We start from the raw sequence: 15,623 nt of genomic DNA, 5'->3' as shown, positions 1-15,623 counted from the left end.
AGGGAGCGAAAATCGCCGATGCACTGCACGTCAGAACAGGTCGCGGACGTAGCCGGTCCCGGCGTTGGACTCGATCTGTAGCCAGCGCCGTCCGATCGGTGAGCTGGTGTTCAGCCGCCACCAGGTCGTGCGGCCCGAGCGTGTGATCGGGCCCGCGCTCTTGAGTTCGGTGGTGTCGTCGAGGACGGGATCGATGCCGCCTTCCTGCAGGCGGACCTGTCCGAGGTCGGCGTAGCTGGGGGAGCGCAGCACACCGTCGCGCAGGTGCCCGCCGTAGAGGTCGCTGGTTTCGGCTTCCGTCAGCAGCGGCTCGGCAAGGCCGCGATGGAGGGCGTGCTGGATCATCCATACGATCTCCGCGGGGCGGGCCGGGCGGAAGGCGATGCCGCCGGCGAGTGCGGCCTCGACCCGGGCTGCCTGCTCGCGGTAGGTGCTCACTTCGCGCCGGGCCACCGGCGCCGTGCGCAGACCCAGCACCGCAGACAGCTCCGCCCACGCCGCGCCGAGGGAGGCGGACATCTGCCAACCGGCCTGTTCGGTCTGCAATGGAACAGCCAGCCACAGGGTGCGGCGGTGCATCTCCTGGCTGTCCAGCAGATCCAGGGTCGCTTCGACGTTTTCCACCCATGGGTGCGGGCCGTCATCGGGTGCCGTGTCGGCCGGCTCGATGCCCTCGATCATGCGCAGGGCGATCTCGCCGGGATCGACCTGCGCGCACAGTCCGAACAGCCGCGGTGCCCCGGTCAGGGACCGCACCAAGTGTGTGATCTTGGCGAGCTGTTCGTCCCGGACCTGGGCGGGCACGTGGGTGCCCTGGACGGTCTCCTCGGACTGCCCCCGTGCGTCGGGGCCCGGGTGAAGGCGGTAGAGGGCCCACACGCTGCCCTGCGTCGACCACACCAGGTGCCCGGCAATGTGACGGATCGGCACCCTCATCGTGCACCCCCGTCCTGCCCGGCGAGCGTGAGCAGCTGCTGCACACCCGACACCGGCCCCACCGCCGCCGCGGGAGCAGTCGGTTCCGTGCGGCGGCGCGTGGACGGGCGATGCGCGGCCGGGTCCGGGCGCGGCCTGAGGGCGGTACGCCGCCGAGCCGCACGGGACGGTGCGGCCGCCGCAGCAGGGCCGGGCCCGGGCGCGTCTTCGATCGTGAAACCGCCCAGGAGCGGGTGGGCGGCTCGGTCGCGGGCGGCCCGGCTGACGCTCGGAGGGGGGCTTGTTGGTGTGCATGACGGCGGCTGGCCTGGTGTGTTGTTGGTTTGCTGAGAAGCTGGAGGGAGTGGCTTGTGGAGGGTGGTCAGGGGCTTGAGCTGGAGTTGTTGGTGGTGTGTTGAGGAGAGTTGGGCTTGTTGTAGGTATCGGTAGGGTCAAGAGGCTCGGCGGGTGTTTGGGCTGCTCAGGGGCCTTTTGTATGGTCGGGGGCGGTGTTGTGCTGGAGCGGGTTTCCTGATCGGTTGTGCATGGTCGGTGGGTGCGCGTACGGATCAGGGGAGGCCGGGGTGCGGTTAGAGCTGCAGGTTGGGCTGGGTGCGGGGGAGTTGCGTTCGCTGCAGGGCTGGTTGCGTGCGGATCCTGTGGTGCGCCGGTCTGTTGCGGTGGGGGCGCGGGGTGGTGTGCCGGGGCCGGGGGACATGGGCACGGTCCTGGATGTGCTTGAGCTGGTGACGGGCAATGGGTGGAGCGCGGCGTCGTTCGTGCTGGCGGTCACGGCGTGGCGGCAGAGCCGGCCGCAGCGGCCGCGGGTGGAGATCCGGCGCGGGGAGACGGCCATCGTCCTTGTGGAGGGTTCTGAGGAGGAGATCGCGCGGGCGGTTCGGGTGCTTGAGGCCGTCGGCGGCGGTGAGGGCGGGGATCGATGAGTGTGCTGCCCGATCCGGGGGCCTCAAGGGCTGTGCTGGTGGGCACGAGCCGGTATGAGTATCTGGAGCAGTTGCCGGCTGTCTCGCAGAACGTGCAGGCCTTGGCTGGTCTGCTGTGCGGGCCGTTGTCGTTGCAGTTGCCTGCCCGGCATGTGACGGTCGTGGAGGATCCAGTTGCTGCGCAGGTGGTGGTGGGCGCGGTGCGGCAGGCGGCCGCCGAGGCCAGCGACACACTGATCGTCTACTTTGCCGGGCACGGACTGGTCGATGCCCAGGATCAGCTCGTTCTGGCTCTGCCGCATACCGAGTTCGGCCGTATCGAGACCGGTCTGCCCTATGACTGGGTGCGACAGGTGTTGCTGCTGGACTCCCGAGCCGAGCGGCATGTGGTGATTTTGGACTGCTGTTACAGCGGCCTGGCTTTGGGGAGGATGAGCGCGGGGACGGGGCTTGCCGACCAGGCGGCGGTGGAGGGCAGTTTCCTGCTGGCGGCCGCTGCCGAGACCCGTACTGCCTTGGCGCCGGTGGGGGAGACCTACACGGCCTTCACCGGGGCTCTGCTGGAGGCCCTGCGGCAAGGCATACCGGGCGGTCCCGCGCTGGTTGACCTCGGGGCTCTGTACCGGCACCTGCGCCTGACGATGGAGGCGCGCGGGCATCCTGTTCCGCAGGCGCGGGACCGCAACAGCGGTGCCCAGGTCGCGCTCGGGCGTAACCACGCGGATCTGCCTGCCGCGCCCATTGCTGCTGGGGCGGGGGGTACTGATGCGGGGGAGCGTCCCTGGCCGGATCCGCGCGCGATCCGTACCGTGACCGGGTTCTTCACCGCTCTCGTGGAGGTGCGGGTGGTCAGTGGACTGACTCATCGGGCGGTCAGTGAGCGTTCGGCCGGACGCATAGCGGCCGGCACCGTCGGAGGTCTGCTCAACCGCAGCACTCTTCCGACGACTTGGGGTACCACGGCCCTCTACCTCTCAGCGTGCGGTGTTCCCGATGAACAGATCACGCAGTGGCAGACCGCCTGGCAGCAACTGCGCGCGCAGAACCTGCCGGCCAAGACGGCGAGCCCGGAAGTCACCGATGACGGCGGGCCTGAGAAGGCCAGAGCGTGGCAGCGCCCCCTGTCGGCCTTGCGCCGCAGGCGGGATCACTGACCGGGGACCGCAGAGGCCGAGACACTGGACGGCTGAGGGTGAGGCGTCTTGTCCGAGCTGTCGGAGCCGTCTGAGAACAGGGTGTTCCATGCGGCGATGAGCAGCACAGCGGCGACGAGGATGAGCCCCAGGGACGGCTTCTTCCATCGGCTGGATGTCGAGGATGGCTTCACGTAGTGCGCTGCCCGGTAATAGCCCTTGCGGGACTGCGCCTTCATCTTTGCTCTCGCCACAGCTACACGCCCCCGTTCAGTGCGACTGCCTGCCAGGACAGAGTTTCCCAGCGATGGGGCCATGTCGCTTCCTGAACAGTTCAGTACGGCCGATTTCGCACTGTTGTGGGAATGGGGCGACACCTGAGTTGGGCGGTCAGGGCTTTGGTGTGGGGCGGCTGTGTTGCTCGGCGAGGTGGTCGAGGCGGATGGCCTCGAGTGATTGCTTGGTGATGAGTTCGGTGCCGTCGCAGATGGCGGTGATGGCGGCTTGGCGGATGAGCCGGGTGAGGGATCCGATGCGGCCGGCGGTGCGTTGGTGGAGGTAGGGGGTGTGGCGGGGGAGGGTGCCGTTTTTGTGGTGGGTGAGGTCGAGGTTGTTTTCGATGTCGGTGATGACGTCGCGGAAGGGTTCACGTGATCCGTGGCGGGCGGGCAGGGGGCCGCAGGTGATGAGGGTGGCGCGTCCGGCGAGCTGGGCGCCGCGGGTGCCGGAGAAGAGGGGGGTGTCGGTGACGTCGATGCCGGCGTAGACGAACGTGGCCCGGAGGCGTTCGGTGAGGTCTTTGAGGAGGTCGGCGGCCTGGGCGCCGGTGGTGGTGCGGGGGTTGAGGCGGTGGATTTCGTCGATGAGGACGAGTTGGACACCAGCTTGGGTGTAGGTGTGGCAGACGGCGTCGGTGGTCTGGGTCTGGGTCATGCGGGCGGTGGTGGGAATGCCGAGGTAGCGGGCGAATTCGGTGATGAGGGTTTTCGCGGTGGCGCCGGGCGGGACGAGGACGTACGCGACCGGTACTGCGGCGTGTGCTGATCCGGGCGGTGTGGGGTTTTTGCGGGTGTGGGCGAGGTGGCAGGTGCGGCCGACGTTCAGGAGGGCGGTCGTTTTGCCGGCTGCGGCGGGGCCGGTGACTATCAGCGAGGGCCGTGCGGTGGCCTGTTGGTGGCGGCCGAGGATCATCAGGGTGCGGACCTGGGTGGCGAGTTGGCTGATGGCGGGGGTGCGGATGGTGACGAACGCGGAGTGGTAGGCGAGGCGTTCCTCCGGGCTGCGGGGTGGCTGGTCGGGCTGGGGCGGGGTGGGGGGTTCGGTGGTGACGAATTGGTGCCAGCCCTGCCAGGTGGTCAGGGGCCAGGACGGCTCGGCCGTTTCCCTGCCGTCCGTGCCGGTGGTGGTGTCGGCTGGTGCGCTGTTCAGGTTCTGGGCCGTGGGGTGGGCGTGCGTGTTTACCACTTGTCGGCTTCCTCGTGTGCGTTGTAGAGCCCGAATCCGGTGGCCACGATGGGGGAGTCGTCGTCGGGCAGGTCGTCGAGGTCGTCGATGCTGTCGTCCTCGCCCTCGGCGCCTTGCTGTGCGGGGCTGTCGGCGGGTCGTGGGGTGTCGTGGTCCGGATGGCGGGCTGTGGGGAGGGGGATGGCGGCGGTGCGGGCGATGAGGGCTTGTTCGGTTGTGGTGGCGTGGCCGCTGTGGACGCGGCGCATGAGCTGGTCGAGGGCGTCGGCGAGGTCGGCCTCGTACTGTTCTGCATCGCTGTGGTTGTCGTGCAGGGCGAGCGTTCTGATGTGCTGCCAGGTGTGGTCGTTGAACGGCTGGTGGACGTGGTCGCGGTGGATCCACGGGATCTCGGTCAGTTCGCCGTCGGGCAGGCGGATCCAGATCTGGCGGACGTCGTGGGGGTTGTGGTGGATCTCCCATTTCCCGCCGCGCGCCGTGATGGGGGAGGGCTGGCCGCGGTAGGGGGGCGAGGGGGTCCGCGTCGTAGGTGCGGTGGTGGATGCGGATGCCGGAGGCGGTGATGGCCTGCCAGCGCACGGGCAGCAGTTCGAGGTAGTCGTGGCCGGTCAGCGGGACGGGCACGTGTCCGGTGCGACTCCTCATTTCGATGTCATTTTCAGTTCTCACTTGGATGCTATGCGTCTATGCCGGTCACAGCGCATAAGCGGTGACATCAGATGAGGAGGCTTGGTGACATCAGTTGAGAATCTCCAGCGCAGCGAGATGAGAAGGCCATAGGGGTAGCCGTCTGACCTGCAGTTTTTCTCTCCCAACCCTAATGGATGCTCGGTTCGACGGCTTGTCGTCCGGCGGTGCCCCGGGGCATCTTCGCCTGGGGTGTCAAGTGGCGTGGCCTCGCTGGTCGTTCGCTGCGCCTGTCAACGGCCATTGGGATACCCCGGTGTGCGGCCGTGGGTTCTGATGGCCATCAGCCTGGACTCAACTGGCCGCCCACCTGGAGCTTGGCATGGCCGCTGTCACCCGCCGCGCGCTACAACGGCTGCGGTGCCGGCTGGACGACGTTCTGCCGATCGACGGGTTGACCACGCACTACCCCGACCGCCAGGGCCGCGCCCTGCTCAATGTCGACCTCAGTCAAACGACGCCGTCATCCGCAGGGAAGCAGCCGCCAGCGGCCGGCGCCCGCGAGACGTCGTGGGCGAGCGAATCACAGCCGTCCTCGCGCGCGAACGACAGGAGAGGAGCCACGCAGTTGCACAAGCTGCTCACCCAGCACACCCCGCACGATGTACTGGCCTGCGTGGCTGGCCTCCTGATGAGGGCAACGGACTGCAGTAGTCCGCCCAGCCCACACCGATGCCGCAGAGGAACACGGTGAACACGCAGGTAGACCGCCATCGGGAGGGAGACGGTGTAGCCCGAAGTGCTGCGTAATGAGAGCCAGTTGGGACAAAATAGCAGTGGAGGCGTCCGTGGGGGCGCTGGACAGGGGGCGGCGCATGGGTATTCCTCTGGCTCAGGCATTGGCCGAGTTGCGGCGAGAGCTCTACCAGGCTCAGGACGAAGGGGCCGCGGAACAGTTCCGGTTCGAGGTGGAGCAGGCCGAGCTGTCGCTGGATGTGGAGTTCCGCAGCGATGGCAAGGGCGGAGTGAAGGTCGAAGTGGGGGCGCTGGGCGCCAAAGCGGGTGTGGAGGCGGGCGGCGATGTGGGGAACACGCGCCGGCAGACATTGAAGCTGACACTCCAGGTACGAGACGAGGCGCTGGGGGGACAGCGGGCCAGAATCAGCCGCAAGACCGGCGGGCTGGGCAACGAAGACGACCCCCGCACCGGCCAGCCAGACAGAAACGACCCCGGCCGCCACGAGAGCCGGCAAGACCCCTCCGGTGATGCCGTGAGTGATCAAGAGGATGCGGCGGCGGACCCCGAACCGTGGGAGTAGAGAAGTGGATCCACGCCGACTGGTGTTGGTGCGTACCGGCGGGTCCAGCAGTTCGGGATCCGGATACCTGCTGGGCCCACAGCTAGTTCTGACCGCGCTGCACGTGGTGTTGCCCCAGGGGAAGTGGGCCAAACGGGTAGTGACGCGCGTGGGGCATCCACTCTTCGGGAGCGATCCCGTCATCCGCGAGGCACGAGTGTGCTGGCCGGACCCTCGCGGCGGGACGCCGACGCCGGATACCTTGGACGTAGCGCTGTTGTGGCTCGACACCCCGCTGGACATCGACGGGGAAGCAGTGCGTTGGGGGCGACCACATGGGGTGATACCCCTTCCGTTCGAAGGCGCAGGGTTTCCTGCCTTCGCCGCCGAGGACGACGGGTCCGACGCGCAGTTCGAGTACCTGCGCGGCGAATTGCCGGCCGTCTCGACCGCGTCGTCCGGCTGGGTACTCGACTGCCCTGTATGGCCCGCGCATTGCGCTGACGGGGAGCGTCCCTGGGCTGGCGCGTCCGGGGCGGCGGTGTTCTGCCACGGACGGCTGGTCGGTGTGGCAGTCGAGGACAACCAGAGCATGGACTGGCGGCGCTTGCATGCGGTACCTATCCATAAGGCGCTGGCCCAGCACGGATTCGCCGACCTCGTACAACGGCACGGTCACCCGGGCACCACCACATCGACGAAGGAGGTGACAGCGGCTCACGAGACGACCGGCTCTCCTGCGGCAGGAGAGCTACCTCCACTGCGGCCCGACGCTGTGCAGGCTTCCCCTTCACCAATTGCGCCCTGGGCGGTGGCTGGGGCTGCCCACATCCTTGTCACGGTTCTGGTCGGCTGCGCGATCATCGCCGCATTCGTGAACCTCAAACGGATCCTCGGCGGACAGTTCAACATCGTCGACGTACTACTGGTCCTCGTCTTCACGCTGCTGGCCTGGCTCGTCAGCAGACTCTTGAACAAGCGCGGCAGAGGAGGCGGTACCGACATGAGCGGGGAGTACTCCCGTTGGCTTCCGGCCCTGCGGCGAGCCGAACTGCAGCGCATCAAGAGTGATCTCCGTCTGCGCGGCATCGAGAAATTCTCCACGGACGTCCCCTGGGTCCCCGCCTACGATCTGGCAGCCCACAGTTCTGCCTCGATGTACGGAAGCGATTCTGGCTGGCATGTACGCCACCTGCTTAGCCTGTGGAAGAACGCCCAGCCCGCCCGCTTACTGCTCAGCGGGTCGGCAGGATCTGGCAAAAGTGTCGCGCTCGCTCTGCTGGCCCGACAGCTCCTGGAAGAAGACAGTTCCTCTCCCGTGCCCGTGGTGGTCTCGCTGGCGGGTTGGGACGCCAGCACACCCTTCTACTCATGGATCGCCACACGCCTGGCCGAGCGCTACCCCGCACTCGTGGGAGAAGACAGCACCGTGCCCGCCGGTGAACTCGAGCAGGCCCTGCAGAGCGACCGAGTGCTGCTGTTCCTCGATGGCTTCGACGAGATACATGTCACCGCCCGCGACACCTTCCTCACCCGGCTGAGTGAAATCCTCAGCACCGACCGTTCCTGCCTGCTCGCCTCCCGCGAAGAGGCGCTCGAGGAAGCCACAGGCAGCAGCCACCTGGTGCGCGGCGCCCTCGCGGTACACCTGGAACCCCTCACCGCGCGTCACTTCCGTAAGTTCTTGACTGCCTTTGACAGCCAGGAACGATGGGAACCTCTCCTCACGGCGATGGAGAACGGCACCGCTCCCACACTCACGCGTGCCCTGGAGACGCCGCTGATGCACTGGCTCGGCCTGAAGGTATTCGAGTTCAACCGCAAGAACCCCATGGACCTCGCCGACATTCGTCAGTTCCCCACAGCCGAAGAGATCCAGCGCCACTTGCTGGCGTCCATCGTCCCGGCGGTCTTCGAGCCAGCTGCCGGCCACTCGGCCGACCACCGTTTCCCAGCACGCAAGGCCGTCCGATGGCTGACGTTCCTTGCCCAGCATTCCTCGCCCGCAGACGGCAGCATCCGGTGGTGGCGGTTGCACAAACACTGGAAGGCCCAGCTGTACATCCTCCTTGCCTATAGCGCACTGTTCGTTGCCGCGATACTCCTGGCCTGTATGGCCAGTCGGCTGACCGCCACCGCCCTGGCCGAAGGCAGCCTCTGGGGTGCCCTGTGCGGCGGTGCATTCACCCTCACCTACGGCATCGCACGGCGTTCCGAGGCCGAGCGCAGACAGACCACGAAGGGCACCTTCCGCGACGACGCGGACCTACAAGGCGTCATCTGGCGGCTGGGACGCCTCTCTCCGGCTCTGTGCGGCGCCGTCGCTGTGGTCACGTGCACCACCGGTCTGGCCACCCCCCACCAGACCCACGAGGCAGGGTGGATGCTCGGCTTCGGCGCCGTGGTAGCCGTGGCGTGTGGATCCTTCGGTGGTTCGTTCGCTGCGTTCATCCTCACCAGGACAACCCACACGGACGCAGGGCGGTCACCGCGCCATGCGCAAAGCCCCCACGACCTCCTCGAACGCGACAAGATGACATCGGTAGTGGTGGGACTGTGTATGTTCGCCGCGACCTTCGTCGCGGCGGCGGCCGCATGGGTCTCCACGGACCCGAGAGGTTTCACGCCCGAGAACAGCATGGTCGCCTTCGCTATCACAGCGGCGATCGCCGGCGCGATATCGGGCCCGCCTCTGTTCACGGCGTGGCCGGTGTTCCGCGCTACGCACCTTTACTTCTGCCTGCGCGGACATCTTCCTGCCCGGCACAGTGCCTTCCTCGAATTGGCACACGCTGGGGGGATCTTGCGGACAGAAGGGCTTACGTACCAGTTCCGCCATGTACTGATGCGCGCCAGCTTGCTTTAGGCGCGGCTCCTGCGGTCCCGCCCAAGTGGCGAGCCATCTCCATCCGCTTTAGGAGTGGGCATGATCCGTTTTGACGGACATCCTCCCGGGGCAGAACCCCTGATCTAGGGAGGTGGCTGTGCACTGATCAATCCGCTTCCGGGGTAGGGCAGACCCCCACGCGTGTGGGGAAGGCAGGCCGTAGAAATCGCTCTCGCCGAGCAGCATGGACAGACCCCCACGCGTGTGGGGAAGACCCTTGCTGAACTGGGGCTTTAAAGATCGGTACACCATCTTTACATGGGTCGTGTTCGTCGGCGGGCCTGAGTGTTGGAGCTGCGGATGAGGCTGGGGGGAGAACGCCGGTGAACTGCACACCATGAGCGTCATTTGTCGCCCCGGCCTCCTGGCGCTTCAGGCCCTGAGCTGGGGATCGCGGTTTGCCTGAGAAGCCGTGTCTCAACCGAACGTGATCGCTTGATCTCTGCTGGTCAGGCATGGTTTCGCTCGTAGCGAGGGAGGCATGCGGCGTCTTGTTTCCGCTCCGTGAGCGAGGGGTGCGCTATGGCGTCGGTGCTGGGAATGCTGGAGGAGCGGGAGACAGCGGCCCGTGTGCGGGTGGAAGGGCTGCGAGAGGAAGTCGCCCGGTTGGCTGGGGTGTTGGAGGCCGCCGAGATCGAGCTGGACCGGCGTGTGATCGCGCGGGAGGAGCTGGTCGAGGCCCTGGCAGCCTCGGCTGCCGAGACCACCGCCGTGACCGGGACTGAGACGGAGCAGAAAGCCGTGCCCTCGCCCGCGCCGGTGCCGGGCTCGATCGTGCCTCCTTGGCACGAGGGATTGCCGGTGACGGTGCCGGACTATCAGCGGATCCTGGGCGTGCTCGATGAGCGGCAGCCGTCGGGTCAGGGACCGCTGAAGGCCAGGGAGATCGCGAGGGAGTTGGGCCTTCAGATGACGTCGGCGAAGGTCGAGGGGGTGCGCTCGAAGGCCAGGCGGCTGGCGGAGCGCGGGTGGCTCGTGCAGGAGACGTCGGGGATGTTCAGCGCAGGCCGGCGGCCCGTGGCCGTGCCAGGCGCCGGCTCATCCGCGTGACCATCGACCACCGGATCATCGCCTCGCTGCTGGCAGGCAACGTCTCGTAGTCCCGGGCCAGCCGGCGCGAATGCATCAGCCACGCGAACGTGCGCTCTGCCACCCAGCGCCTGGGCAGCACCACGAACCCCTGCATGTCGTCGGTGCGCTTGACGACCTGGAGGGTGAGCGCGAGTTTCTGCCGGCACCAGTCGACGAGGCCGCCGGTGTAGCCGCCGTCGGCCCAGACGAGGGTGATGTCGCGGTGCATGAGGCGCAGCCGCGTCAGCAGGCCCGTCGCGGCGTCGCGGTCGCCGGTGTTCGCGGCGGTGACCGCGATGACCAGGAGCAGGCCGAGGCAGTCGGTCACGATGTGCCGCTTGCGGCCGCCCGCTTTCTTCCCGCCGTCCCAGCCGCGTGAGACGGACGGCACCGAGGCCGCGGCCTTCACCGACTGCGCATCGACGATCCCGGCCGTTGGCTCCGCCTCACGGCCCTCCCGCTCACGCACCCGTCCGCGCAGCCGGTCGTGGAACTCTGTGATCAGCCCGTGCTCGCGCCACCGGCGGAAGAAGGCGTAGACCCGGCCCCAGCCGGGGAAGTCCGCGGGCATCGCCCGCCAGGAGATCCCGCCCGCGACCAGGTAGCGGATCGCGTCCAGCAGTTGGCGGTGACAGTAACCCTCGGGCCGCCCGCCCCGCCCCTGAAGCCAGGCCGGCACCGGCAGCAACGGCCGGACGGCCGCCCACTCCGCGTCCGACATGTCGGAGGGATACCGGCGTACCCGGTCCGGATGGTCGGCCGCGTTGCCGTACACATGCGCGAGGCAATCACACGATGGAGCAGCCGAGTTGAACTGAACGGGTTCGGACGCGTACAACAACGACATCAGGGCCTCCCGGCACTGCTCGGTCAGATTCGCATCCCCGAGCTACCGAGAGGCCCTGTCTTCATGCGCGTACAGCGGGAAGATCACCCCGGCGCGAAACCTGTTCGACCCACACGTTCCATGATCGGTTGAGATACGGCTTCTGACATTTCCTCGCCGTGTCGGCGGAGCGGTTCGGCTGGGAATGCCCACGGTGGCTTCCCGGTGCCGGGCCCGGGGCGGTTCCCCGGCAGTATCGCGAGGTCACGCTCCCGTGCGAGGGGTCTATGTCCGCGCAGACTGATCTGATGCCGTGGTCCACTTCGAGGCGAAACACAAGGGGTTGAGGCGGAGATGGTCGCCTGGTGCGTGCCCCGACCACCGCACATGCGGGCTGCCGCGGGTGGAGACGATCCTGAAGGCCAATGCATCCGTACACCGGACCGGCACGCCCGCGGGGAGTGTTGGCGGTGGGGGCCAGGAGGTGCCTCGGCTGGGGCGAGAATGGTGTGATGCGGTATTCGTGGCGGCGGTCCCTGCAGTGTCTGAACGGCAGTACGAGCGGCACGTCTGATTCCTTGGACGACAAGCCTGATGCCAGCGCTGCGGTACGTCTGGACGAGCTTCGGGACGTGCCGGTCGTTGTGATGCTGGGGGAGCGCGGCGCGGGCAAGAGCGTGACCCTGGACCAGTAACATGCTCTGCTTCGCGAGGAGGGTCTGAAAGCCGCACCCCTGCTGCATCTGGGCTGGGACATTTTCGACACGCCCTCCGCGAGCAGCACCCTGCACCGGCATCTGCATGAGGCAGAAGACCACGGCCAGGCAAGGTATGTGCTGCTGGACGGGCTCGACGAGGGCATGAACGACCTTCCCCGCCTCGACAAGATCCTCCTGCACCAGATACGGGTCATGGAACCGTGGCAGCGGCAGGGCCTGAGGTTGCGGATTGCCTGCCGTACCAGCCGCTGGCCCGACGCGCTGGAGGAGGGACTGCGGGCACTGTGGCCGCAGACCGGCCAGGTGGCACTCATGACGCTCACCGCGCTGACCCGGGACGACGTACACAGCGCGGCCGAGCAGCGTGGCCTGGACGCGACCGTCTTCACCGAACAGGTCACTGGTCGCAGTGCCGAGGCTCTGGCCCAGCAACCTGTCACCCTCAACCCGCTCCTGGAGGCCCAGGCACGAGGCGAGAAGCTCCCGGAAACTGTGGCCGAAGCCTACGACCAGGCCTGCCGCACCCTGTGCACGGAGACCTGGCAGCAAGGATTCGCCCAGCGCCAGGAACAACCGGCGGTGGACCACCTGCTGGAAGTGGCCCGATGGGCCGCCGCCGCCCTCCAGTTCAGCCGCGCCCAGGTCCTCACAGACGGCGAGGCGGTGCACGGGGCACTGCACCTCGACAGCCTTATGGGCTCCGGCATCCCTGGGCTCATCCCGGAGTTGGACTGTCGTCGCCGCGAATTGATGCACCTGACCGAGTCCGGCTTGCTGACACCGGTGGGCCGACGCCGCTGGGTGTTTGCGCACCACAGCTACCAGGAACACCTGGCGGCCCAATACCTCCGTTCCTGCATCGCTCCCGCAGTGCGGGCCGAACTGCTGTGGGCGGGTAACGGCCCCGCACGTCATGTATTGCCGGAGCACGAGGAGGTCGCGGCCCGTGTGGCGGTCAGCGATCCGGATCTCTTCGAGGAGCTGCTGGACCACGCCCCCTTGGTGCTGCTGCTCGCTGACCTTCCCGCCCTGTCGGCCGGACACCGTCAGCGGGTAGCCAAACCCTGCTGGACGCAGCCTCTCAGGAGGGCGCAGGGCGCTTCGATTTCGCTCACTCGTCGCCGTGATGCTGCTGGCTCAGTGCATCCGCCTCCTGAACCGGTACGGGACAACGAGCCCGGATCCCCGGGAGGCTCAGGCGGCTCGAGCACTCGCTGCCACGGCGGCCTACTCCGAACTCTCCCACCGTATCGAAGCCCGCACCCCGTTCGAAGATCTGCGTGACGTTCTGGGAAGCGTCCCCGCTATGCGCCGCCGCCTCGCCGGGCACGTCCTGCACCACAGCAGCCAAGATGACGTCCTGGAGATCACCTTTGCCACGCCGGATGTAGGCCTGTTCCCGGACGAGGACCTGCTGTACTGGGCCGAGCGGTGGCCGGACCTCCCCAGTGAGGCACGGCGTACCGCCCAGCCGCTCTTCAGCCTCCGGCCCCGGCCCCGGGACAAGACACTGACCGAGGCCATCGAAAGGGCCCGGCAGGCCGACGAAGAACTCCACGACGCCACCGCCTGGTGGGACGCCCCGCCCCCCGAGTGGCAGCTGTGCAGGCAAGAATGGGAGGAAGAACAGCGGCGCCGCAACACCTTCGACGAAGGCGAGTTCACTGCGGCCCTCGATGTGGTGCGCACGGCCGGACCGGATACCGTGCGCGCCGCCTGGCTCACCGTCGTAGGTCATCTCTACCGAACCAGCGATGGCCTTCCGGCCACACAGCCCTCACGGCTCGGTGCGGTCGCCACAGCACCTTCCCTCCCACACGCGAACAGCGTCCTGGGCGGGAAACTGGCCGCGGCCGCCCGCCGCGTCCTGGCGACAGCCCCCGTGCGCACAGCGCATCACGTCACCGCCTGGGGCACTGAGTGGGTCGACGTACCGGAACTGTCCGCAGCCGCGTTCCTGCCAGAGGGCGACTGGGAGGCAGCAGGAGGCACGGACACGGACCGGTGGGCGGGCTGGGCACTGTCGCTGGCCACGATGATGCCGCTGGAAGAGGACCAAGAGCTAAACCGCAGTCTGTTCGAACGCTCCGCCCGCCATGCGGGAGCCGCGTTCGAGACCGAACTGGTGGCATGCCTGGAGGCGTTGGAGTCCCACCTGCTCGGCGGCCTGGTCCGACTCCTGCACACGCTGGGCGCGCACGACGCCGTCGGCCTCGTCCGGGACTGGGCCGCGCAGCCCGGCCGCGATGACGCAACCTGGGCCACCGTGGTGGTCCTGCTCTTCCACCTCGGTGACGGCGTCGCCCAGACCCTGGTGAAGGACACTGCGGTGGCCGGCCCACCCCACAGCGCGCCGCATCCGAACCCAGAACGGTGGATCACCGCCGCATACACCCTCATGGCCTGCCCGGGCCTGCACGAGAACTGGCCCCACATCCGCCGGCGGCTCGACGATCCTCAGCTGTTTCGTGCCCTGACCGACCGCATCGCATCGCTCGGAACCGGCCGCTGGCCCGCGGGCACGGAAGGGCTCGGCGAAGCTGATCTCGCCGATCTCTACCGTCGGCTGTGCGCGAGAGACGAACTGAGCCAGCCCCGGCCCGAGTACGAGCCAGGCGTCGCCTACAAGATCACCATGCAGGAGACCCTCCATGAACTGGCCGATGCCCTTCCCGGGCTGATCGGCGACAAAGGCACCTTCCAGGCCGCCGACCACCTGAGCCGTCTGGCCGCCTCGACTACCCGCTACCCGGCCCGGCTGCGGCGTCTGGCACGCGACGCCGCCCGCCGGGCGGCCCATAGCCGGACCGGGCCGCTTTCCGTGGACAAGCTGAGGAAACTAGCGGCTGATCACAGTCTGCGCGTGATCAACGACGAGGTTCAGCTCCTCGACGTCGTTCTGGAAGCACTGGACCGTGTCCAGGAGGCACTCTCGGGTCCCAACGGGCTGGCCATCCTGTTGTGGAACCGGGCCGCCCCGGCCGGCGACGCCGCGATGTGGCCGATGTGGGAGGAAGACTTCAGCGACCTCGTCATGGGCCTTCTGAAGATCCACCTCGGCGGGCAACGCGTCATCCTCAACCGCGAAGTCCAAGTCGACCGCCCCGGCGCCGGAGGCAGCCGCGCCGACATCCACATCCAGGCGACCGACCCATCCCAGAACATCGAGCCCTTCACCGTGGTCATCGAATCCAAAGGCTGCTGGAACCGAGAACTGCCGACTGCGCTTGCCGATCAGTTGGTAGCCCGCTACCTGCGCCGACCCCGTACAGCAGGGATCTTCCTCATCGGATTCTTCGACTGCGACCTGTGGCACCCATCGGCACGGCGGCGCTGCTCACCCCGCCACACCCGGCAGCAGATACAGCACGAGCAAGAGCGCCTGGCCGGGCAGCACCATGTCGCTGTCCGAGCCAGAGTCCTCGACTGCAGACCCCCTGGAACGCAGACAGACTGACCCAGACGTGTGTCCCAGGTGGGTTCGACGTCGGCGATTGGCCCCATCGAAGTGGTCATCGCGGGCGCCGACCGGTGTTCGATGACGGTCGGTGGTGGCCCCACCTCATGGTCGTACCCGCAGGCGAACGGCGGTGGGGCCGCTTCGAGCCGTCACGCGCCGCTCTTCAGCCAGGTGGAGCCAAGTGGCCCATATTGAAGGGCCGCTTAACTACGGCAGAGCCAGTCCCAGGGCCCGCGCGGCCGGCATGGATCCGCTTCAGTCATGGCGGGCAACCTCGAA

General features: G+C 67.8%; 10 protein-coding genes and 1 pseudogene. 7 read left to right on the top strand and 4 right to left on the bottom strand.

Translation table 11 applies throughout. From position 1 onward, the window contains the following. Positions 1 to 36: 36 nt before the first annotated feature. Positions 37 to 936: pseudogene (locus tag OHN74_RS00330) on the bottom strand (ATP-binding protein); the annotation flags it as partial. A 524-nt stretch (positions 937 to 1,460) separates the two neighbouring features. On the opposite strand from OHN74_RS00330, the gene OHN74_RS00325 reads away from it, so the two are divergent. Further along, positions 1,461 to 1,859 (top strand): effector-associated constant component EACC1, encoded by a 399-nt coding sequence (locus OHN74_RS00325; protein ID WP_327699937.1) that lies wholly within the window; start codon positions 1,461 to 1,463, stop codon positions 1,857 to 1,859. Then, entirely contained in the window at positions 1,856 to 3,013 is a 1,158-nt protein-coding gene (locus tag OHN74_RS00320) for a caspase family protein (protein ID WP_327692446.1), read from the top strand. Before OHN74_RS00325 ends, OHN74_RS00320 begins: the two co-directional genes overlap by 4 nt. Before the next feature lie 369 nt (positions 3,014 to 3,382). On the opposite strand, the gene OHN74_RS00315 is transcribed toward OHN74_RS00320, so the two are convergent. Together OHN74_RS00315 and OHN74_RS00310 are read right to left on the bottom strand one after the other, a co-directional pair. Next, positions 3,383 to 4,351, bottom strand: a complete 969-nt coding sequence (locus OHN74_RS00315) for a TniB family NTP-binding protein (RefSeq protein WP_327699936.1) — start codon at positions 4,349 to 4,351, stop codon at positions 3,383 to 3,385. A gap of 98 nt (positions 4,352 to 4,449) precedes the next feature. Then, positions 4,450 to 4,704: a hypothetical protein gene (locus OHN74_RS00310; RefSeq protein WP_327692445.1), complete on the bottom strand. Its 255-nt coding sequence runs from the start codon at positions 4,702 to 4,704 to the stop codon at positions 4,450 to 4,452. Positions 4,705 to 5,958: 1,254 nt separating this feature from the next. On the opposite strand from OHN74_RS00310, the gene OHN74_RS00305 reads away from it, so the two are divergent. From OHN74_RS00305 to OHN74_RS00295, 3 genes are all read left to right on the top strand, one after another. Further along, on the top strand, positions 5,959 to 6,402 hold the full coding sequence (locus OHN74_RS00305; RefSeq protein WP_327692444.1) for a trypco2 family protein: 444 nt from the start codon (positions 5,959 to 5,961) through the stop codon (positions 6,400 to 6,402). 241 nt (positions 6,403 to 6,643) lie between these two features. Continuing rightward, positions 6,644 to 9,247 carry an NACHT domain-containing protein gene (locus OHN74_RS00300; protein ID WP_327692443.1) on the top strand — a complete coding sequence of 868 codons (2,604 nt, stop codon included), beginning with the start codon at positions 6,644 to 6,646 and terminating at the stop codon, positions 9,245 to 9,247. Between the two features lie 543 nt (positions 9,248 to 9,790). Beyond that, the gene (locus OHN74_RS00295; RefSeq protein WP_327692442.1) at positions 9,791 to 10,318 is read left to right on the top strand and encodes a hypothetical protein; all 528 of its coding nucleotides are present in this window, start codon (positions 9,791 to 9,793) and stop codon (positions 10,316 to 10,318) included. Here OHN74_RS00295 and OHN74_RS00290 read toward each other — a convergent pair. Beyond that, complete coding sequence (locus tag OHN74_RS00290) at positions 10,266 to 11,114, bottom strand: IS5 family transposase (protein WP_443060324.1); 849 nt, start codon at positions 11,112 to 11,114, stop codon at positions 10,266 to 10,268. The two genes, OHN74_RS00295 and OHN74_RS00290, sit on opposite strands and share 53 nt — an antisense overlap. An 884-nt stretch (positions 11,115 to 11,998) precedes the next feature. Here OHN74_RS00290 and OHN74_RS00285 point away from each other — a divergent pair. Both OHN74_RS00285 and OHN74_RS00280 read left to right on the top strand, forming a co-directional pair. Continuing rightward, a complete protein-coding gene (locus OHN74_RS00285; RefSeq protein WP_327692441.1) occupies positions 11,999 to 13,168 on the top strand; it encodes a hypothetical protein in 1,170 nt (389 codons plus the stop codon). A 22-nt stretch (positions 13,169 to 13,190) separates the two neighbouring features. Further along, complete coding sequence (locus OHN74_RS00280) at positions 13,191 to 15,341, top strand: hypothetical protein (protein ID WP_327692440.1); 2,151 nt, start codon at positions 13,191 to 13,193, stop codon at positions 15,339 to 15,341. Positions 15,342 to 15,623: the final 282 nt, after the last annotated feature.

The sequence above is a fragment of the Streptomyces sp. NBC_00459 genome (assembly GCF_036013955.1).
Lineage (GTDB): Bacteria > Actinomycetota > Actinomycetes > Streptomycetales > Streptomycetaceae > Streptomyces.
This window is presented reverse-complemented; position numbering and strand designations above follow the sequence as displayed.

Coding starts and splice junctions, on each gene's coding strand:
- OHN74_RS00295 (WP_327692442.1), top strand. CDS start 9,791: ATGGCGTCGGTGCTGGGAATGCTGGAGGAGCGGGAGACAGCGGCCCGT.
- OHN74_RS00305 (WP_327692444.1), top strand. CDS start 5,959: ATGGGTATTCCTCTGGCTCAGGCATTGGCCGAGTTGCGGCGAGAGCTC.
- OHN74_RS00325 (WP_327699937.1), top strand. CDS start 1,461: ATGGTCGGTGGGTGCGCGTACGGATCAGGGGAGGCCGGGGTGCGGTTA.
- OHN74_RS00310 (WP_327692445.1), bottom strand. CDS start 4,704: ATGCGCCGCGTCCACAGCGGCCACGCCACCACAACCGAACAAGCCCTC.
- OHN74_RS00320 (WP_327692446.1), top strand. CDS start 1,856: ATGAGTGTGCTGCCCGATCCGGGGGCCTCAAGGGCTGTGCTGGTGGGC.
- OHN74_RS00280 (WP_327692440.1), top strand. CDS start 13,191: ATGCGCCGCCGCCTCGCCGGGCACGTCCTGCACCACAGCAGCCAAGAT.